This is a genomic window from Risungbinella massiliensis (assembly GCF_000942395.1).
Lineage (GTDB): Bacteria > Bacillota > Bacilli > Thermoactinomycetales > Thermoactinomycetaceae > Risungbinella > Risungbinella massiliensis.
In genome coordinates this window covers 227,341-244,305 of record NZ_LN812102.1, presented here as the reverse complement: position 1 = coordinate 244,305, position 16,965 = coordinate 227,341, and the positions used below count along the sequence as shown (strand labels likewise).

General features: G+C 39.1%; 22 protein-coding genes and 1 pseudogene. 15 read left to right on the top strand and 8 right to left on the bottom strand.

Features of this window, described 5'->3' with window-relative positions; genetic code table 11:
- Positions 1 to 138: 138 nt before the first annotated feature.
- From VJ09_RS01630 to VJ09_RS01610, 5 genes and pseudogenes are all read left to right on the top strand, one after another.
- The gene (locus tag VJ09_RS01630; RefSeq protein WP_044639967.1) at positions 139 to 1,020 is read left to right on the top strand and encodes an alpha/beta hydrolase; all 882 of its coding nucleotides are present in this window, start codon (positions 139 to 141) and stop codon (positions 1,018 to 1,020) included.
- Between the two features lie 412 nt (positions 1,021 to 1,432).
- The gene (locus tag VJ09_RS01625) at positions 1,433 to 1,855 is read left to right on the top strand and encodes a DoxX family protein (protein WP_044639966.1); all 423 of its coding nucleotides are present in this window, start codon (positions 1,433 to 1,435) and stop codon (positions 1,853 to 1,855) included.
- Positions 1,856 to 1,937: 82 nt separating this feature from the next.
- On the top strand, positions 1,938 to 2,267 hold the full coding sequence (locus VJ09_RS01620; protein ID WP_044639965.1) for an ArsR/SmtB family transcription factor: 330 nt from the start codon (positions 1,938 to 1,940) through the stop codon (positions 2,265 to 2,267).
- Entirely contained in the window at positions 2,264 to 2,686 is a 423-nt protein-coding gene (locus tag VJ09_RS01615) for an SRPBCC family protein (RefSeq protein WP_044639964.1), read from the top strand. The genes VJ09_RS01620 and VJ09_RS01615 overlap by 4 nt, the downstream gene beginning before the upstream one ends.
- 176 nt (positions 2,687 to 2,862) lie before the next feature.
- A pseudogene (locus VJ09_RS01610) lies at positions 2,863 to 3,455 on the top strand (YdeI/OmpD-associated family protein).
- Positions 3,456 to 3,699: 244 nt separating this feature from the next.
- Here VJ09_RS01610 and VJ09_RS01605 read toward each other — a convergent pair.
- Positions 3,700 to 5,079 (bottom strand): helix-turn-helix domain-containing protein, encoded by a 1,380-nt coding sequence (locus VJ09_RS01605; RefSeq protein WP_044639963.1) that lies wholly within the window; start codon positions 5,077 to 5,079, stop codon positions 3,700 to 3,702.
- 251 nt (positions 5,080 to 5,330) lie between these two features.
- On the opposite strand from VJ09_RS01605, the gene VJ09_RS01600 reads away from it, so the two are divergent.
- From VJ09_RS01600 to VJ09_RS01585, 4 genes are all read left to right on the top strand, one after another.
- On the top strand, positions 5,331 to 5,615 hold the full coding sequence (locus VJ09_RS01600) for a hypothetical protein (RefSeq protein WP_044639962.1): 285 nt from the start codon (positions 5,331 to 5,333) through the stop codon (positions 5,613 to 5,615).
- Positions 5,616 to 5,657: 42 nt separating this feature from the next.
- The gene (locus VJ09_RS01595) at positions 5,658 to 6,182 is read left to right on the top strand and encodes an AAA family ATPase (protein ID WP_230199070.1); all 525 of its coding nucleotides are present in this window, start codon (positions 5,658 to 5,660) and stop codon (positions 6,180 to 6,182) included.
- Between the two features lie 71 nt (positions 6,183 to 6,253).
- Positions 6,254 to 6,466, top strand: coding sequence for a hypothetical protein (locus VJ09_RS01590; RefSeq protein ID WP_044639960.1), 213 nt, complete (start codon positions 6,254 to 6,256; stop codon positions 6,464 to 6,466).
- Between the two features lie 12 nt (positions 6,467 to 6,478).
- Positions 6,479 to 6,991: a DinB family protein gene (locus VJ09_RS01585; protein WP_044639959.1), complete on the top strand. Its 513-nt coding sequence runs from the start codon at positions 6,479 to 6,481 to the stop codon at positions 6,989 to 6,991.
- 110 nt (positions 6,992 to 7,101) lie between these two features.
- Here VJ09_RS01585 and VJ09_RS01580 read toward each other — a convergent pair whose 3' ends face one another.
- The 4 genes from VJ09_RS01580 to VJ09_RS01565 all read right to left on the bottom strand — a co-directional run bounded on the left by VJ09_RS01580 (position 7,102) and on the right by VJ09_RS01565 (position 9,586).
- Positions 7,102 to 7,629: a DinB family protein gene (locus VJ09_RS01580; protein WP_044639958.1), complete on the bottom strand. Its 528-nt coding sequence runs from the start codon at positions 7,627 to 7,629 to the stop codon at positions 7,102 to 7,104.
- A gap of 246 nt (positions 7,630 to 7,875) precedes the next feature.
- Positions 7,876 to 8,490: an RNA-guided endonuclease InsQ/TnpB family protein gene (locus VJ09_RS01575; RefSeq protein WP_052807162.1), complete on the bottom strand. Its 615-nt coding sequence runs from the start codon at positions 8,488 to 8,490 to the stop codon at positions 7,876 to 7,878.
- Between the two features lie 70 nt (positions 8,491 to 8,560).
- Entirely contained in the window at positions 8,561 to 8,968 is a 408-nt protein-coding gene (gene tnpA / locus VJ09_RS01570; RefSeq protein WP_082050352.1) for an IS200/IS605 family transposase, read from the bottom strand.
- A gap of 204 nt (positions 8,969 to 9,172) precedes the next feature.
- Positions 9,173 to 9,586: a nuclear transport factor 2 family protein gene (locus VJ09_RS01565; protein ID WP_044639956.1), complete on the bottom strand. Its 414-nt coding sequence runs from the start codon at positions 9,584 to 9,586 to the stop codon at positions 9,173 to 9,175.
- A gap of 141 nt (positions 9,587 to 9,727) precedes the next feature.
- Between VJ09_RS01565 and VJ09_RS01560 the strand changes: the two genes are divergently transcribed.
- The 3 genes from VJ09_RS01560 to VJ09_RS01550 all read left to right on the top strand — a co-directional run bounded on the left by VJ09_RS01560 (position 9,728) and on the right by VJ09_RS01550 (position 12,211).
- Complete coding sequence (locus tag VJ09_RS01560) at positions 9,728 to 10,300, top strand: CGNR zinc finger domain-containing protein (RefSeq protein WP_407689962.1); 573 nt, start codon at positions 9,728 to 9,730, stop codon at positions 10,298 to 10,300.
- 223 nt (positions 10,301 to 10,523) lie between these two features.
- A complete protein-coding gene (locus VJ09_RS01555; protein WP_044639954.1) occupies positions 10,524 to 11,648 on the top strand; it encodes a deoxyribonuclease IV in 1,125 nt (374 codons plus the stop codon).
- A 68-nt stretch (positions 11,649 to 11,716) separates the two neighbouring features.
- Positions 11,717 to 12,211, top strand: a complete 495-nt coding sequence (locus VJ09_RS01550; protein WP_407689961.1) for a GNAT family N-acetyltransferase — start codon at positions 11,717 to 11,719, stop codon at positions 12,209 to 12,211.
- Between the two features lie 185 nt (positions 12,212 to 12,396).
- On the opposite strand, the gene VJ09_RS19085 is transcribed toward VJ09_RS01550, so the two are convergent.
- A complete protein-coding gene (locus tag VJ09_RS19085; protein WP_044639953.1) occupies positions 12,397 to 12,606 on the bottom strand; it encodes an HAD hydrolase family protein in 210 nt (69 codons plus the stop codon).
- 90 nt (positions 12,607 to 12,696) lie between these two features.
- Positions 12,697 to 13,476, bottom strand: a complete 780-nt coding sequence (locus VJ09_RS01540; RefSeq protein WP_044639952.1) for a PHP domain-containing protein — start codon at positions 13,474 to 13,476, stop codon at positions 12,697 to 12,699.
- 81 nt (positions 13,477 to 13,557) lie between these two features.
- Here VJ09_RS01540 and VJ09_RS01535 point away from each other — a divergent pair, with 81 nt between their 5' ends.
- The 3 genes from VJ09_RS01535 to VJ09_RS01525 all read left to right on the top strand — a co-directional run bounded on the left by VJ09_RS01535 (position 13,558) and on the right by VJ09_RS01525 (position 15,936).
- On the top strand, positions 13,558 to 14,859 hold the full coding sequence (locus VJ09_RS01535; RefSeq protein ID WP_044639951.1) for an ArsB/NhaD family transporter: 1,302 nt from the start codon (positions 13,558 to 13,560) through the stop codon (positions 14,857 to 14,859).
- Between the two features lie 54 nt (positions 14,860 to 14,913).
- Positions 14,914 to 15,366 (top strand): DUF6376 family protein, encoded by a 453-nt coding sequence (locus tag VJ09_RS01530; protein WP_044639950.1) that lies wholly within the window; start codon positions 14,914 to 14,916, stop codon positions 15,364 to 15,366.
- A gap of 102 nt (positions 15,367 to 15,468) precedes the next feature.
- Positions 15,469 to 15,936, top strand: a complete 468-nt coding sequence (locus VJ09_RS01525; RefSeq protein WP_044639949.1) for a GNAT family N-acetyltransferase — start codon at positions 15,469 to 15,471, stop codon at positions 15,934 to 15,936.
- Positions 15,937 to 15,945: 9 nt separating this feature from the next.
- Here VJ09_RS01525 and VJ09_RS01520 read toward each other — a convergent pair whose 3' ends face one another.
- Complete coding sequence (locus tag VJ09_RS01520) at positions 15,946 to 16,722, bottom strand: hypothetical protein (RefSeq protein WP_044639948.1); 777 nt, start codon at positions 16,720 to 16,722, stop codon at positions 15,946 to 15,948.
- Between the last annotated feature and the right edge of the window lie 243 nt (positions 16,723 to 16,965).

Genomic DNA, 16,965 nt, shown 5'->3' with positions numbered 1-16,965 from the left:
GTTTGTTTCTGAGTTATTTGCAGCATATTTTATAATTCGTAAATCACATACAGTAAAGGGAGGCTAGAAATTTATGAGAACAACCACGATTGGGATTAATGGCTTTTTTGATAGATAAAAGCAAAGGAGAAAGTTAAAATGAGCATGGTAGAAAACGGAATGTTGCTAGTGCCTGGAGCAAGTCTCTACTACGAGGTGCGTGGAGCAGGCCCTGTCCTTTTGATGATTCATGGCGGAGGTGGTGACGCTGACAAGTTTCTTCGAGTCGCCAACCATCTTGCTAACTGGTACACAGTTGTTACCTACGACCGTCGAGGTCATTCGCGTAGTAGTCTCGTTGATCGGACGGAGGAATACCGATTAGAGACACACAGTGATGACGCTCACCGCTTATTGGCAAATCTAACCGATGAACCAGCGTATATATTCGGTAGCAGCTCTGGTGCATGCATTGGACTTGATTTATCTATAATGCATCCTGAGCAAGTACGAATACTAATCCCGCATGAACCTGTCTTATTACAACTTTTATTCGGTAATGACCAGATACAGGCAAGGAAAAGTTTGGAGGACCTACAAGAAAATATTCACCGCGAGTTGCAGGACTTTCAAGAAAATCTTTGTCGTGAGGGTGTTTTTTCCGCTGTCATGAAGTTGTCGTCCAATCTAGGTATAGACTCTAGTAATCAATCGAATGTTGAACAAATGGAGCGAATCGTTGGTAATCTAACATATTTCATCACGTATGAAGTTCCTGGGATACGTAGCCTTTCATTTGATATCGACGCATTGAAGACTGTGCTGAAATCCTCAGCGATGCGGGTAATTCCAACTGGTGGCAGTGATTCACGGGGATTATTTCCTTTTCGTTGTACAGTGGCATTAGCGGAACAACTAGGAACAGAGATCGTGGAGTTTCCCAGTCATCATGGGGGATACAATACGATTCATCATAAAGTGTTTGCTGAGAGATTGCATGACGTTCTGGTAAATGGATCAATGTATCTCAAGAACAGGTAAGCTATGGAATGGATATATTCTTGTCTAAGCATTATAAATCAAGCATATATTCAATGATAAATACCAAACTAGTCTGTAAAACAAACTTTAACTAAATCCAATCGTCCAATCAAGATCACTAAGATCCATTAATCATAAATCTAAAATAATTCATAAACCAGTCCTGACTCCCAATAAAACCGAGTCACAATCGTAAAGCTTCGACATTAACGCCGAGGCTTTTCAGCATGTAGCAAGGGGACAATATACTGACTTCGGTTTTCATTCGGTACTAAAAGATGTTATTGACAGGACACCAAATGGTGTCGTATTATCAAAACGACACCATTTGGTGTCCGAATAGGAGTTAGTCATATGGAAAGTTTGGAATCTGAATAAGTTTCACTTCAAACAATTATGAGGTGGGAAACAAATGAGTAAGATTATCGGTGCGGAAACAACCGTGAAAGTAGAAACCCATCCTCGAGGAAAAATGATTGCTTATTGGTCAGTCACATTACTACTCGCAGCAGCTGTTATGTTAAGTGGTATCGGGCAACTGATGAAATATGGAGGAAACCTCGAGTTAGTGACGAATCTTGGTTACCCATTATATGTCTTGACCATTCTCGGGATTTGGAAAGTGCTTGGAGCCATCGCTCTCGTCATGCCAGGTTTTCCTCGGCTTAAAGAATGGGTTCACACTGGTATCTTCTTTTTAATGACTGGTGCGGCTTTATCTCATACGTTTGCTAACGATTATGGTACTTACGGGTTTTATATTATCCTTCCGCTTTCATATGCTGCACTAAATATCGCCTCGTGGGCGCTACGTCCGATGAGCCGCAAACTTTAGGGAGGTTGATGAAATTAAAGGCTGTCCCTTCATACCACCAATGGATTTCTACTACAGAAAATAATATTTTGGAGGGAGTGCTGTGAGTGAGAACAACCAGTTACGGGATGTGTTTGATGCGATTGCAGATCCAACCAGACGCCGACTGATTCGTCTGTTAGCAGAGGCAGAGGAGATGCCACTTCATGAATTAACGGCACAGTTTCAAATGGGCCGTACAGCGGTATCCAAGCATTTAACAATCCTTAAAGAGGCCGGACTGGTACTTGACCGAAAAGTCGGCAGAGAAACGCGATTTAGGCTAAACGCCTCTCCGCTCAGAGAAATTCAAGATTGGCTGGCTTTCTACAGTAAGTTCTGGAGTACGAATATGTTGCGCTTGAACCAATTATTAGAGGAGGAAGAAGAATGAGTTTAACATTATCCTTGGATTTTCAGTATACGACATCGATTGAGAAGCTTTGGTCCGCCTTAACCGATTCAAGCAAGCTTGCCAAGTGGATGATCAACATCCACACTGGTGAGGCGATGGAAAATGATTTTAAGCCCGTCGTAGGACATTGTTTTCAGTTTCGCACTCAGCCGACCGAATATTGGGATGGAATTGTTGACGGCGAAGTGCTTATCGTAGACGCACCAAACCGGTTGTCCTATACTTGGGCCAGTGGAGGGGAGAAGCACACGGTCACCTGGACGCTGCAAGATTTAGGGGATGGAAAGGTTAACCTTCATCTCGAACAAACCGGAATCTCAAATGCTCAAGCACTAAATGGAGCTAAGTATGGCTGGAGTAAATGGTGCGGCGAGCTTGAAAAGGTGTTGGAACAATAATCCATTCGGTACTAACTATCTCCTTCCTCAATGCTAAATGGAGCACTTTAATTCGGATAGATTAAAAACCTTTGAGGGGTTTTATCGTAATTTTGAGTGAATTGCGATCATTGTGGAAAGATTGAGAATGACTATTCTTGACTGTGAGCTGAAAAATCGAAGAGGAGTGTTCCTGCATGACAAATAGTAGAATGAATCCTAAGGTTGATGAATTTTTAAGTAAAGCTACAAAGTGGAAGGAAGAATATGAGAAGTTACGAAAGATCGTTCTTGACTGTAAGTTGACCGAAGAATTTAAGTAGATGCATCTTTGTTACACATTTGAGAAAAAAACATAGTTTTAATTCACGGATTTAAAGAATATTGTGCGCTTCTGTTTCACAAAGGTGCCTTGTTATAGGATGCCCATGGAATTCTAATCCAACAAACGGAGAATGTACAGGCGGCGCGCCAGGTACGGTTCACCAATGTTCAAGAAATAGTTGAAATGGAAACCATCTTGAAGGCCTATATTTATGAAGCCATTGAAGTTGAAAAAGCCGGTTTGGAAGTGGATTTTAAAAAGAATACAGAACTAATAATTCCTGAAGAACTTCAAAATAAATTCGATGAAATCCCTGCCTTGAAAACTGCTTTTGAAGCATTGACGCCAGGACGGCAAAAAGCATACATTTTTTATTTTCCTCAACCCAAACAATCTAAAACTCGAGAGTCAAGGGTTGAAAAATGTATGCAGCAAATTCTTAATGGAAAAGGATTAAATGATTAGTATTCATTCGAACTCTTTTTTGGATCACAGGTAACACTCAATCAAATAATTTAAAAAACAAAAAAGTGATCAATAAAGTATAAGCAACCAATCGTGTAACAGGCTCACACATTACCAGTTAAGAGCAGAGGTAAACACTTAATAAAAAGAACAGAGAATTAAGTCAACGGGTTCAATGCGGAATAAAAATATAACCCAGCAACTAATAATTTGTTGCTGGGTTATTACTACTCTCTGAGTTTCGTTACTCTTCAGGTGGATCGCTATCAAACAAAAACATATCTTCAAATCCTCCTTTTTTGCGGGATTTTACTAATGCTCGAAGTAACAAATGTATGTATTTTTCATATCCCGATAATTTGGAACGAAATGATATTTCTGCTAATAAGAGTAAGACATCGTGCGAAAGCTCGTCAAGGGATAATTTTTGTGATAATTCATACGCCTGTTCTAGAGTTTCTAGAGCTTTCTTAATCCGTTGCTGTAGATAGTAACATTCACCAAGAGCAAGTAGGGCTTTGCAGTTCCGATAATCATCTTTTTTATTTCGCCCCAGTTGAATAGCTTGTAAGAGTGTTTCTTCAGCTAGATCAAACTCTCCTTGTTGAAGATGAATTTTTCCTAATTGTGTATAGGTTGTGATCGCTAGATATTTTTTTCTGATTTTCTTCTCTAGTTTACTCGCCGTTTGATAGTAAAGCTTTGCTGTTGGTAGATTTCCTTTTTTGGCATAAGCTTCTCCTAGAGAAGAGAGGAGTTCAAATTTGCGATCATTGTTACGATCTAAACGTGCCAGATCGAGTCCTTCTAATGCCAGAGGAATCGCTTCCTCATATCTACCTTGCTTGTTTAGGATTTCGACTCGAATCTGATACATATTTAGTCGTTCATCTGCAAAATGAAGATATTCTTTGTGCTCCCATATATCCTCAATTATTTTTAGCGCTTCTGGATCGCGATTTAACTTTTCCAATACATTTGCTTTATTAAAAGTTAAAAGATAGTACAAATAGGATCGCTCTCCTTGTGGTAAGAATGCTTCAAATCCCTGATCGATATATGTAAGCGCTTGCTGAAAATTGTTTTGTTGATTCATAATTCGTCCTAATGCAGAATAAGATGCAGCTGCAAGATTAGTTTGTTCTAATTCTGGAAATTGTTCTAGCTTTCTTATTGCTAGCTCATAGTGTTCCTGCGCATCTGTCCAACTCTGTATTTTACTCGCATATTTTCCGCGTAAGTATTCACCGTAGACGATAATTGGATCATGTTTCCCTTTTTCAAACTTCCATTGTTCCTCGTATTTTCGCAGTTCTTCCAAGGCTTCCTTTGGATTGTCCTCCATCTCTAATTCGATGATTTGCATTTTATTATCTAGTTCTACTTGATCTGTATCGGAGTCGTGTTCCATGCTGACGGTATCATAATCAATCCCTAGTATCTGGCATAGTTGTAACACACGCTCTTTGCGATCTTGACAGGAACCTTTTTCAATCTTACTGATAATCGAAGGAGACACGTCTAATTCTGCCGCAATTTCCATCTGGCTCTGCTTTTTTTCAGACCGTGCTTTTTTAATGGCAGTAGCAAGTTGTTGGGAGATAAAGACTCTCTCTTTTTTCACCGATTCATCTGATCCTCCTAAAAAAATTTTTTGAGAAAAACAGGCTTTCAAACCATCATATTTCTGAAATTCACATCGAAATAGAATGATTTACACAAAAAGGGAGAGTTATAAGCGGAAATTTCAGAAAAGTTTATACCGAAATAACAGGAAAAGACAAATTTTTCAAAGTTTGTTGCAACTATTGTACATTGCTAAACTGTAAATAGATAGTATGAATTCTGGAAAAATGAATAAAAGGAGAGTATTAGATGATTCGAATGCAATTAGCAGGAACAAAACAGGAATTGGCTTCCTTTACATTAAATCTCAAGCAACAAAACTATCATGAAGTAAACGAAATAGAGAGAACGGAGGGGAGGGAGGAGGTACAGATCATCTGTCTTGTACGCCCAAAAAAAGTAAATTTACAGAAACTCGTCATGGTGACCGAGAACGGGAATGAAATCCATTTGCCAATGATGGAATGGAAGCAACACCACATGAACGATCATACCAAAATCTTTTATGGCAAGATGTTTGATATATTTGGGTAAGAAAGATGATAATCCTCCTGATGTATGAGAGAAAACCAATGTATGTTTGTTATTACGGGAATTATGGCCTCCGGAAAATCGACAGTTGCTCAATTATTAGCTGAACGACTGGATCAAGCGGTTCATGTACGTGGGGATACGTTTCGAAAAATGGTTGTAACAGGTAGGAAAGAGTTTCTCCCAAATCCATCTAGTGAAGCTATGCGTCAGCTAAGAATCCGCTACCAACTTACTGCATCTGTAGCGGATACATATTTTGAAGCAGGTTTCCATGTAGTTGTACAAGACGTCATAATTGGACCTATGCTAGAAGAGTTTATCTCTCTTATTAAAAGCCGACCGCTCTTTCTTGTTGTACTAACTCCAAATGAACAAAAGATTGCGGAACGGGAAATGGCTCGCCAAAAAACTGGGTATGGGTTATGGAGTATTTCAGAGTTAAATAACACGTTGCAGACCGATACGCCTAAAATCGGTATGTGGCTAGATACCACGGAACTAACTCCTGATGAGACAGTTGAGGAAATCCTCAAGAGAGCTGCTATTGAAGGACTGTTACAAATCTGATTCTAATTTTCAGGGAACTTTCGCTTAAACCTCTCCACTAGAAAGGCTAAAATAAGGTGGAGGTGACCAAGATGAAAGTAACGAAAAGTAGATTAGAAGAGCTAATATCTCAGCTGCCGACGGAAAAATACCAATCTGCCTATGACTATCTTTTTTTCCTTAGTCAGGGCAATAGCCAACTAGTAGATGATACCTTACATAACCCTCGCGGTCTGCGAGACGAAGATGAGTTATCGTTTGAAGATCATACAGGAGTCGATTTTAGTATATTTCGGAGGAAGTAAGGAGGAGCTGGTATGAGTATAGGTCATGCGTATCTGACTACAGTACGCAAACGGTTTGGTGAGATGAAGAAGACAGCAGAACAGGCTATGAATCAGATCGATCCTGAACAGCTATTTCAGCTCATACATGAAGAATCCAATAGTATTGCTGTCATTGTTCAACATATGAGTGGCAATATGATTTCGCGTTGGACCAATTTCTTTGATTCCGATGGTGAAAAGCCTGATCGTAACCGTGATCAAGAATTTATTGCCTATATCTCAGATCGTGAAAAGCTACTAGAATTTTGGGAACTAGGCTGGAGGACATTCTTTCAAACTCTCGATCAAATCACAGAAGATGACCTACTCCGAACGATCTATATTCGAAAAGAGGCTCATACCGTAATGGAAGCTATTGAGCGTCAAATGTATCATTACTCCTATCATGTTGGACAAATCGTATTTTTGGCTAAATGGTTTTGTGGGTCAGACTGGAACAGTCTCACCATTCCAAAAAAGAAATATCCAAAAAAGAAATATTAAACAACCAGACAACCTCCCAAGTGGGAGGTTGTCTGGTTCTGAGATGATAGAGAACCCCCAAATATTTCAGACTGGGTTTCTTTTTCGTTTTCTAGTAGTTCTTTTGTTTTTTAGGTCAATTGCTCTGCCTCTTTCGTATACATTAACTTCAACTGTTTTATATTTGCTTGGTGGTATCGACTATGATCCGCTATATGCCAAATACCCCAACGTGTAGTAGCTTCTGCGCCATTTTCATAATATACACGTCGGTTCAAATCAGAATCAGTTAATTCCATACAGATAGCCTCAAACATTTGTTGGACTTGATCATATTCATGTAACAGTTGCTCTAATGATACACCTTTTACTAACGGAATACGTCCATTCTCATCCAACATAGGTCCATATATTTGTTTATGCTCTTCCATAATAGGTTCTCCCTTAAAGCGATAAACCCAATGTAAATCTACTACAGCAAGATGTCTAAGTAGTTGGGCTGTACTATTTAAATCTCTATTTGGCCCTGTATATTCTATTTCTCCCTGAGTCATGCCCTTGACTAAGTCTTTTAGACGAAGATATGTATCTGATACAGTTGCATGCAAAAGACCGGTAATTTGATCCATATTTTTATTAGGTTTAAGGTCAAATAGCATAAATTATTCCTACCTTTCAATATAGGTAAACTTCTATTTTATCATAGTGCCTGTTTCTACTGTGAATATCAACACATCTTACCTGCGAATCATGTTTAAACACAAGAGTTCCCTATGTGGTTTCTCAAGCATTTTGTGTTTTGTTGGAGAGATAATCGTGAACTACATCGCCATTGAAATGGCGATGTAGTTCACGATTCATTGAATCGACCAACGTCGCATTCTCCACGAAGGCACGTTCCATGCCTATATTAGGTTTAGTTCTAACTGTCCGCATTTTAGCGTTGGAACATGTCCAACTGCTTTATGTAGTATGTTTCTTGCCGCATTTACATCTCTATCTTCTGTATAACCGCAAGAGCAACTATGGACTCTATCTTTTCGTTCTTTTTTTACGATCTGACCACATTTTGAGCAAGTCTGAGACGTGTTGTATGAGTCAACTTGTATTACTTGCTTACCAGCATATTCTGCTTTGTAGGAAGTGAACTGTACAAGTTGATTCCATCCAGCATCCACAATACTTTTGGCTAATTTGTGATTCAAGACCATTCCTTTGATATTCAGATCTTCAAAGGCAATTAGATCATAGCGATCTACTAGATACCTACTAATTTTATGGGCAATGTCTTTTCTTTGATTTGCTATGTACTCATGTAGCTTTGCAAGCAAAGCTACAGCCTTTCTACGACGATTGGAACCTTTCTTACGTTTAGATACTATGCGCTGAAGTCGTTTTAGTTTGCGTTCTGACTTTCTAAAATACTTAGGGTGTTCGAAAAATTCGCCATCAGATGTAATAGCAAGATGTCTAACACCAAGATCAACACCGACTTGTTTCCCTGTCGAGTGTGTTGACACAAATTCAAGGTAGTTTCGATTCGTTCCATTTGTACCCGATTAGGTTCTATCTTGAATTTGTACGACTTCATCATTTGATTTTCTTTTCAATGTACTTACGAATCGTTTCTTCCGAAATAGAGCCAATGGTTTCCATGTAGAAGCTGCTATTCCAAAGATGACCACCCCATAACTTATTTCTTAGCCTCGGGAACTTTAGAAATAACTTCCTAGCGGAAATACCTTTCAACATTTTCACAATGTATGATGGAGCTACTTTAGGATGAGCAGAAGCAAAGACATGGACGTGGTCTTGCTCTCCCACCTCCATCATAGCTACTTCAAACCCTTTCTCCTCCGCAATCTCTTGAAAAATAACTTTTAGATACGTTTCAATCTCTTGATCCAGTACGGCTCTACGATACTTCACCGACCATACCATGTGGTAGTTGACATTATACACGCAAGTCCTAGCGTGTTTTACAGTGTTTTTACTCATACATATAGTATGACAAAAATAGGGTAAATATAGTAAAATATAAGGATAATTATATTACATATAGTAGGAGGAAAGTGCAAAAAATAAATTGCTCTAAGCATCCCCACAAGGGGGATACCGAGCAATGCTCCCTTTCATCTACCCCATTGAAATGGGGTAGATGAAAGGGAGCAAATCTTAAAATCTAAGGATTCTCCTTTTACTCTACCGATATCGGCGTTCAGACTCTTGAATTGGATAGTCATTTGCACTCATATCCCGACGTTTCATGAGGCCATCATCATCGAATTCCCAATGTTCATTTTCATGTGTTCTCATCCATTGACCTGTTTCGGCATCTCGCCACTCGTATTCGAAACGAACCGATATACGATTTTCCGTGTAACACCAAAGTTCCTTCATTAGACGATAATCCAGTTCTTTTGCCCATTTTCGCGTCAAAAATTGTTTTATTGCTTCCCTACCTTCAAAAAATTCAGTTCGGTTTCTCCATTGTGAATCTGGAGTATAAGCTTGAGCTACTAGTTCTGGATTTCGTGTATTCCATGCTTCTTCGGCAGCTTTTACCTTGGCTAGAGCAGTCTCATAAGTAAAAGGAGGTTTAATAGATTTTGACAAAAGTAAACAATCCTTTCATAACTAACTGTTTTTCATCTTTTATATGGTTAGTATAGTGATGATTGAATTAACCTGTCAATAACGTATAATTCGGTTAGTAAAGGTAGGCTGTTTTTTTAAAGTATGAAAGGAGAGAAACAAATGCCTTTTCCACTAGTATCTGGACATTTATCCCTAGATCTCGTAAACACGGAAGTTGTGAAAAGAGGCATTCGGCAGAACTTACTCATTTCCGAGGGGGAATTAGTTGATTGGATCAACACAATGCAGAATGCTGGAAATTTATTTAATGGTCAGTTCGACATAGAATCTGTTCTTGCGGATGGGTTGTATCCTGTGTTAGTACTTCGTCAGTTTTTACGAAGTGGATTTGAGAAAATCGCTGAAGGAGAGCAAGTAAGTGATGATTGGCTTTCATATCTTGAAAACCTAAATAAACGAGCTCCTTTCACGTATAAACTAATATCTAATAAACTTGTGCCGATCCCTGTTGGTCATCCAGTCGATGCAATTATTTCTCTGGTAGCGTTCGATGCATTACAATTACATGCATCAGGAGATTTGAAAAACCTTCGTCGTTGTAACAATCCAGACTGTGTTTTATTGTTTATGGATACTAGCGATCGGCGAAAATGGTGTTCGATGAAGATATGCGGGAATCGTACAAAAGTAGCCCGTCACCAAAAACGACAGGAAGAGAAGCAAAGTAAATAGAACACTACAATGGTAGAAATCGAGAAGTCGAGTCTTGGACCGGGACCTATATCTTTATGCATTACCTAAGGTTCTCATATGCTTTTCTTCCCATTTAATGATGTCGGTCTGCATACATGATAAAATTACATACAGCTTCTGAGTTAGATCTAGGAAAGAAGAAATCAGACTGTTTGATTTCACATAGACAAACTGGGAATTTATTAAGGAGGTTTTTTATTCAATGTTAAAAATAGGATCGCACGTATCGTTCTCAAACAGAGGACTGCTAAATGCTGCCGAAGAAGCGATTACATATGGATCAAGTACATTCATGGTATATACAGGGGCACCACAAAATACACGGCGCAAACCGATTGAAGATCAATTTGTTGAGGAAGGCAAAGCCGTGATGGACAAGCATGGTATCAAAGAGATTGTCGTGCATGCGCCATATATTGTGAATCTAGCCACTTATAAAGATGACAAGTTCGACTTCGCCGTCCGCTTTCTACAAGAAGAAATTGAGCGGACTGACTATCTAGGTGTGAAAAACATCGTACTCCATCCAGGATCCTTTACCGACAAAGATGCAAAATACGGCATTGAGAGAATTGCAGAAGGACTAAATGGGGTATTGAGTGGAGTCAAAGACACAAAAGTGAATATTGCGCTAGAAACAATGGCCGGCAAAGGAACAGAATTGGGTCGTAGTTTTGAGGAAATAGCGGCAATCATGGAGAAAGTGGAAGATAATCACAGACTTACAGTATGTATGGATACATGCCATGTTCACGAAGCAGGTTATGATATTGTCCATGATTTTGATGGTGTAATCAAACAATTTGATGAGATTATCGGTTTAGATCGTCTAGCTGTTATCCATCTAAATGACAGTAAAAACTTCCGCGGAGCGGGGAAAGACCGCCATGCTCCTGTAGGTGCCGGACTGATTGGATTTGATGCGATGAAACATATCGTAGATCATGAAAAAATACGGAATTTGCCGCTTGTTCTAGAAACACCATGGATTAGTAAGACAAAAGGCATGGAGCGTCCAATGTACGAGATGGAAATTGCTCTGCTTCGAGGAGAGGTGGAAAAACGGTTTGGGAGCGATTTTCTGGACCATGTAGAGCGTTTGGAATTCTTTTTCCGCGAGCAAGAGGTCGACCGACGTGATTTTGTTGTTAACACATGGAAGTTACTTAAGAACGACGCGAAAGCGAAGAAAGAAGACAGCCGCGAGCCAATGGAACGGCTGTACGATATGGTTGTAAATGCTAGACTGTTTACAAATCTACGAGAAGAGCAGATCAATCATCGAATAACCGCTTGGTTTGCTGGCAAGCATGCGTTCCAATCGTAAGCATCAGCAAGTAGGGTAAGTACCAACGATAAGAAGTGACCTCCATCTAGCAAGGATGGAGGTCTAGTGTGATTTTAGGAGACGAGGGAGAAAAGATGTTAGAGATACATGAATTGAGCGAAAGAACAGATTTATTTGACGAAGCTGTTAGGGTATTTTGGGAGAATTGGGGAAATGAACAAAACTATAAGTTTTATCACGATTGCATGTTTCATTCTTGCAAAACAACTGAGAAAATACCAAGGTTTTATATTGCTCTATTAAATGAATCAATCATCGGAACATATGCTTTAATTCGAAACGATCTTAATAGTCGTCAGGACTTGTTCCCATGGTTTGCCTGCTTATATGTTAATCCAGAGCACAGAGGAAAAGCGATTGGTTCTCAACTTCTCGAACACGCTATTCAAGAGATAGGTAAAAAAGGATACCAAAATCTTTACCTAACTACTGATCTAGAAGGATACTACGAAAAATACGGTTGGACTCATATAACAGAGGCATATGGTGTAAATGGTGGAGCGATAATAGTTTATAAGAAATCGGCAGATCGGTTTCGATGAGATGAAATACATCGTCTATCATAAAATTCCTCATTTATCACTCGTCCAGGGCAAATATAAATAATTTATCTTATACTTGTTTATCCCAAGATGGTATTTAGGAGACTATTCCTAAGAACCTTTTTTCTAAGTTAAAGCTACTCCATCTTGGTCATGAGAGGCGGTCACTGTTGATGCCCATTTTTTTAACTCTGGGACTGCGTTCCATCTCCAAAAACAATACACTGTGAACTCGTCATGGATAAGGTGTTTAAAATTCGCTTGAGAGCAGCTTCCTTGGACACGCTTTTTTCCATGATCTGAATCAATTGGTTCCGATCCGTGATGAGAAGTTGAATTTGATTCCCAACTAACTCAGAAATCTCCTCGGCAAGAGTGTCAGTAGCAGGAACCAAAATTTTGGAGTATTTGCTATCAGAAATATCCGAAAATCCCCCAACAGGTGGAAGCAGAAAGACTTGAGTTTATGATGTCAGTGCTCCTTGTTAGGAAAATTTTCCCATCTGGTGATTGGTATCGTGGTAATCCGATCCACCAGTCATGATGAGCCCATGTTTTTCCGCCATTTCTGCAAAGCGTTTTGCATCGGCGGGAGTATGATTTCGGTGCCAAACCTCGATTCCATCCCACGATTCTGTTAAAATTTCATCAACCATCTTTTCTAAATAGATTGGGTGGGCTAAGACTGCTATACCGCCTGCTTTGCGAATAAGTTCTATGCCCTCTTGAAGTGGAAGCTGTTTTTTAGGGACATCTGCTGCTAGACCGTCTCCCAAATAATGTTCGAAGACTTCTTGTACAGAGAAAGCATATCCTTTTTCTACAAGAGCCCTAGCAATGTGAGGTCGTGCTATTACTCCTTCTTTGGCATAACGCTTTACATCTTCAAGCGTGATGGACATGCCCATTTGTCCAAGCTTTTCTATTATTTGACCCGCTCGATTGAGTCTGGCTTCTCGAAAGACTGCTAATTGGGAATCTAACCAAGATACATCTTGGATTTCGTATCCTAATACATCAACATTTTTCTCTTTCCAGCTGGTACTGATCTCAACTCCAGGAATTACTCGAATCCCTATTGCTTCTGCTGCCTGCTTCATTCTTGGGTATCCAGCTAATGTATCATGATCGGTTAATGCGATGGTCGACAGATTCAGATTTTTTGCCATTTCAACTAGTTCTTCTGGGGTGAATTTGCCATCGGAAAACGTACTGTGCATATGTAGATCAAATGTACCAAGGGTTAAGTTCTGGTAAATACGCATCATGTCGCTCCTTTTCAGATGGTTGTACATATAAGGTTCATTTTGCCTTATACTCAGTGAAGGGAGAGAAAGGGGATATTCATGACAACAATTGCTTTGGTAATCTTTCTAGTTACGTACGCATTTATTATTACAGAAAAAGGAAATCGAGCGGTATTAGCCTTGTTAGGCGCCGTGTTGATGATCGTAGCCGACGTTTTGGATGTCCATAAAGCCTTCACTCATTACATAGAGTGGAACACGATTACCCTGTTGATTGGAATGATGATTTTGGTTGGAATCACCAATCAGACGGGCGTTTTTCAGTATTTGGCTGTTCGAGCTGCTAAGCTAGTCAAGGGAAATCCTGTTCAGATACTAGTCATTCTATCATTATTGACAGCGCTATTATCTGCATTTCTTGATAATGTGACGACAGTCCTGCTAGTTGTTCCACTAACGCTCTCTATCACGCAAATGTTGGGAGTCAATCCTTATCCATATTTAATCTCTCAGATTATCGCTTCCAATATAGGTGGAACGGCGACGCTAATCGGAGATCCACCGAATATTATGATCGGCTCTGCAGTAAAACACCTGACCTTCAATCAATTTTTAATCAACCTTGCTCCGATTGCTTTCATTATTTTAGGAGTAACGGTATCGTTATTTTATTTCCTTTATCGTAACCAATTGAAAAGTGATCCTGAAAAAGTACAAAAATTGATGGCATTGGATGAAAAAGAATATATCCACGATCCAGTGCTATTACGAAAAGCATTGACCGTACTCGGACTCACGATAGTTGGTTTTATGCTCCATTCCATTCTACACCTAGAAGCTTCGGTGATCGCAATTGGTGGTGCGACGATCCTAATGCTAATTGCAGTGGAAGAAAAATATATCGAGGAAACTTTTCAACAGATTGAATGGACTACTATCTTTTTCTTCGTAGGATTGTTTACGATGGTTGGAGCACTCCAAGAGGTAGGGGTTATTAAATACTTGGCAACGCTCTTACTTAATGCAACCAACGGTGATATAGCCGACACTGCGATCTATGTTCTATGGGGATCAGGGATTGCCTCTGCCATAATTGATAACATCCCATTTGTAGCAACTATGATACCTCTGATTCAAGATCTGGCGGTAGGTATGGGTTATGCCATCGATTCTCCTCAGATGGATGCTCTTTGGTGGTCACTTGCATTAGGCGCTTGTCTCGGTGGTAATGGAACGCTAATTGGAGCTTCAGCTAATGTGGTGGTGGCCAATATGGCCGCTCGCTCTGGTTATCCCATCACCTATTGGAAATTCCTGAAGGTCGGTGCTCCGTTTACTCTCTTAGCATTAGGGATGGCTCATCTTTACATTTACTTACGTTATCTCCTCTTCTTGCCCTAAACCCGATGCTCCTGTATAGTTAGGGTGATATAGGAAAGTGAGGGTTATTGATACATGAAGAAACGTTCCATATGGATTATCAGTCTAGTGTTGATGTTTGCTCTCAGTGGGTGTGGACTCATATCGGATGTCACAAATACAGTAGATTACATTGACGAAGCTAGTGAATATATTAATATGATGACAGCTTTTTCGAATGAAGGTCCGAATCTTTTCGACCAAGCAGTACAAGATCCAGCTGCTGCACAAGAGCTGATGAACCGGCTTACCCAATTGAAACAAGGGATGGAGGAGTTTAATAGCTTAACTCCACCTGAGTCCATTCAAGAGATTCACCAACAGATTGAAGATGCCAATGTTCAAATGATCGGTGCAATCGACTCGTATGAAAAGGGTTTCCAAGACGGGACTTTTAACCCACAACAACTCTTACAAAACAATGAGTTGATCCAAACGATCCAGGGGATTAACAACACTCTACAAGAACTAGAAAACTTCCAACAATAATAGAACATATAGAACCCCCATAACTACATAGGATGTAGATTATATGGGGGTTCTTTTTATGGGTGCATTAATAATGCCATCAAGGCGGAAAAGAGAGAGAAAATGGTAGACATTACATTACAACCAGTTACACGGGATAATTGGGAAAAAGTACTTGTCTTAAAGATGAAGGAGGAACAAAAAGGTTTTGTAACACCTGTTGCTGTTTCGCTAGCAAAGGTGTCTATTAAACCCGATGGAGATAATGTTACCTATCTTCCATTTGCTATCTATCATCATGATCAGATAGTAGGTTTTGTGATGCATGCCTATGAGGAAGATTCTCATAACATGTATTGGATTGATGGTTTTTTCATTGATGAAAAGTATCAAGGGCGAGGATATGGAAAAGCAGCGTTTTCCAAAATCGTAAACTATATTCAAACTTGCTTTAAACAGTGTAAAGAAATTCGATTGGTAGTGAAACCAGATAATTTGATAGCAAAACAATTATATAGAAGTTTCGGATTTGTTGATTCAGAAGAGTTTTACGGGAAAGAGGGTCATGTATATCGTTATTCAATAGAATGAATAGAGATATCAAGGATAGACAGTTTTAAACGAATTTGCGATGTTGAAAAAAATGTCATTATGTGGAACAGTTTCCCCTTCAGGGATTGAATAGATTAATTCATAACGAAAACCATCTTGATACCAAGTAAGATGATAAGAGTGTTCTGTATCGGCAAAATGGTAAACTTCATAGTCTGCTTTTATTCCGTTTTGCAGAGTAACATTGGATACCAATAGCTCTTTCTCGTTTTTTTTACTAATATAAATCATTAAATAAGTATTGTCTTTTTCGTAAAAGATCTCCATATCGTAAGAAAAGATTGATGCTTTTACGATGCCATGTTGTTGTGTTGGTTGAAATGGTAGTTGAGTAGGGAGGCTTACAGGATACCCATATTCTGTAATTGCTTTTGCGATAGGCTTGGGTTCATTTTGTAGATGCAGTGAAAATATCCCTAGGATCATCATCGCACCAAATACCAGTTTCATTCCTTGTTTGATCCATCGGTAATATATAGTTGATTTATATTTCTGTTTCATTTCTTTATCTAATATTATTTCATATCTCTTTTGAATATAACGGAGAGTGAAAAAGTAACTAAGAAATAACAAGAAGAAGAAAATGCCTACTGAACCCCAACTATCTAGGAATCTAATGATTTTCGGTTGATGAAATGGGATGAAAAACAAAACCATTAGGGGATAGATAGCAAAAAATAAAGCCTCTGACTTTACAAATCTGGGGTAGCTTTCCCCATAGACTCCTTTCAATTCGGTACGGATGCTATGAAACTGCTTGTCCATATGTTGATTGGCTCCTTTGTCATATGAAGTTATTTGAACAAAAAAGAAGAGCCCAAACGATTACTCTCCATTTTACTAACAGACTCTAGTAGATCTTTATATTTATCAAAATGTTTATACTATTATATTCTGGATACCTTTTAGTAACAACATAATATCTAATTACTCTTGGAGTCAGTGCATTCATTTCTCTTACCAATCAAAATTCTTTTGCTAGCATTATCTAGGACTTTCTCTCTATAA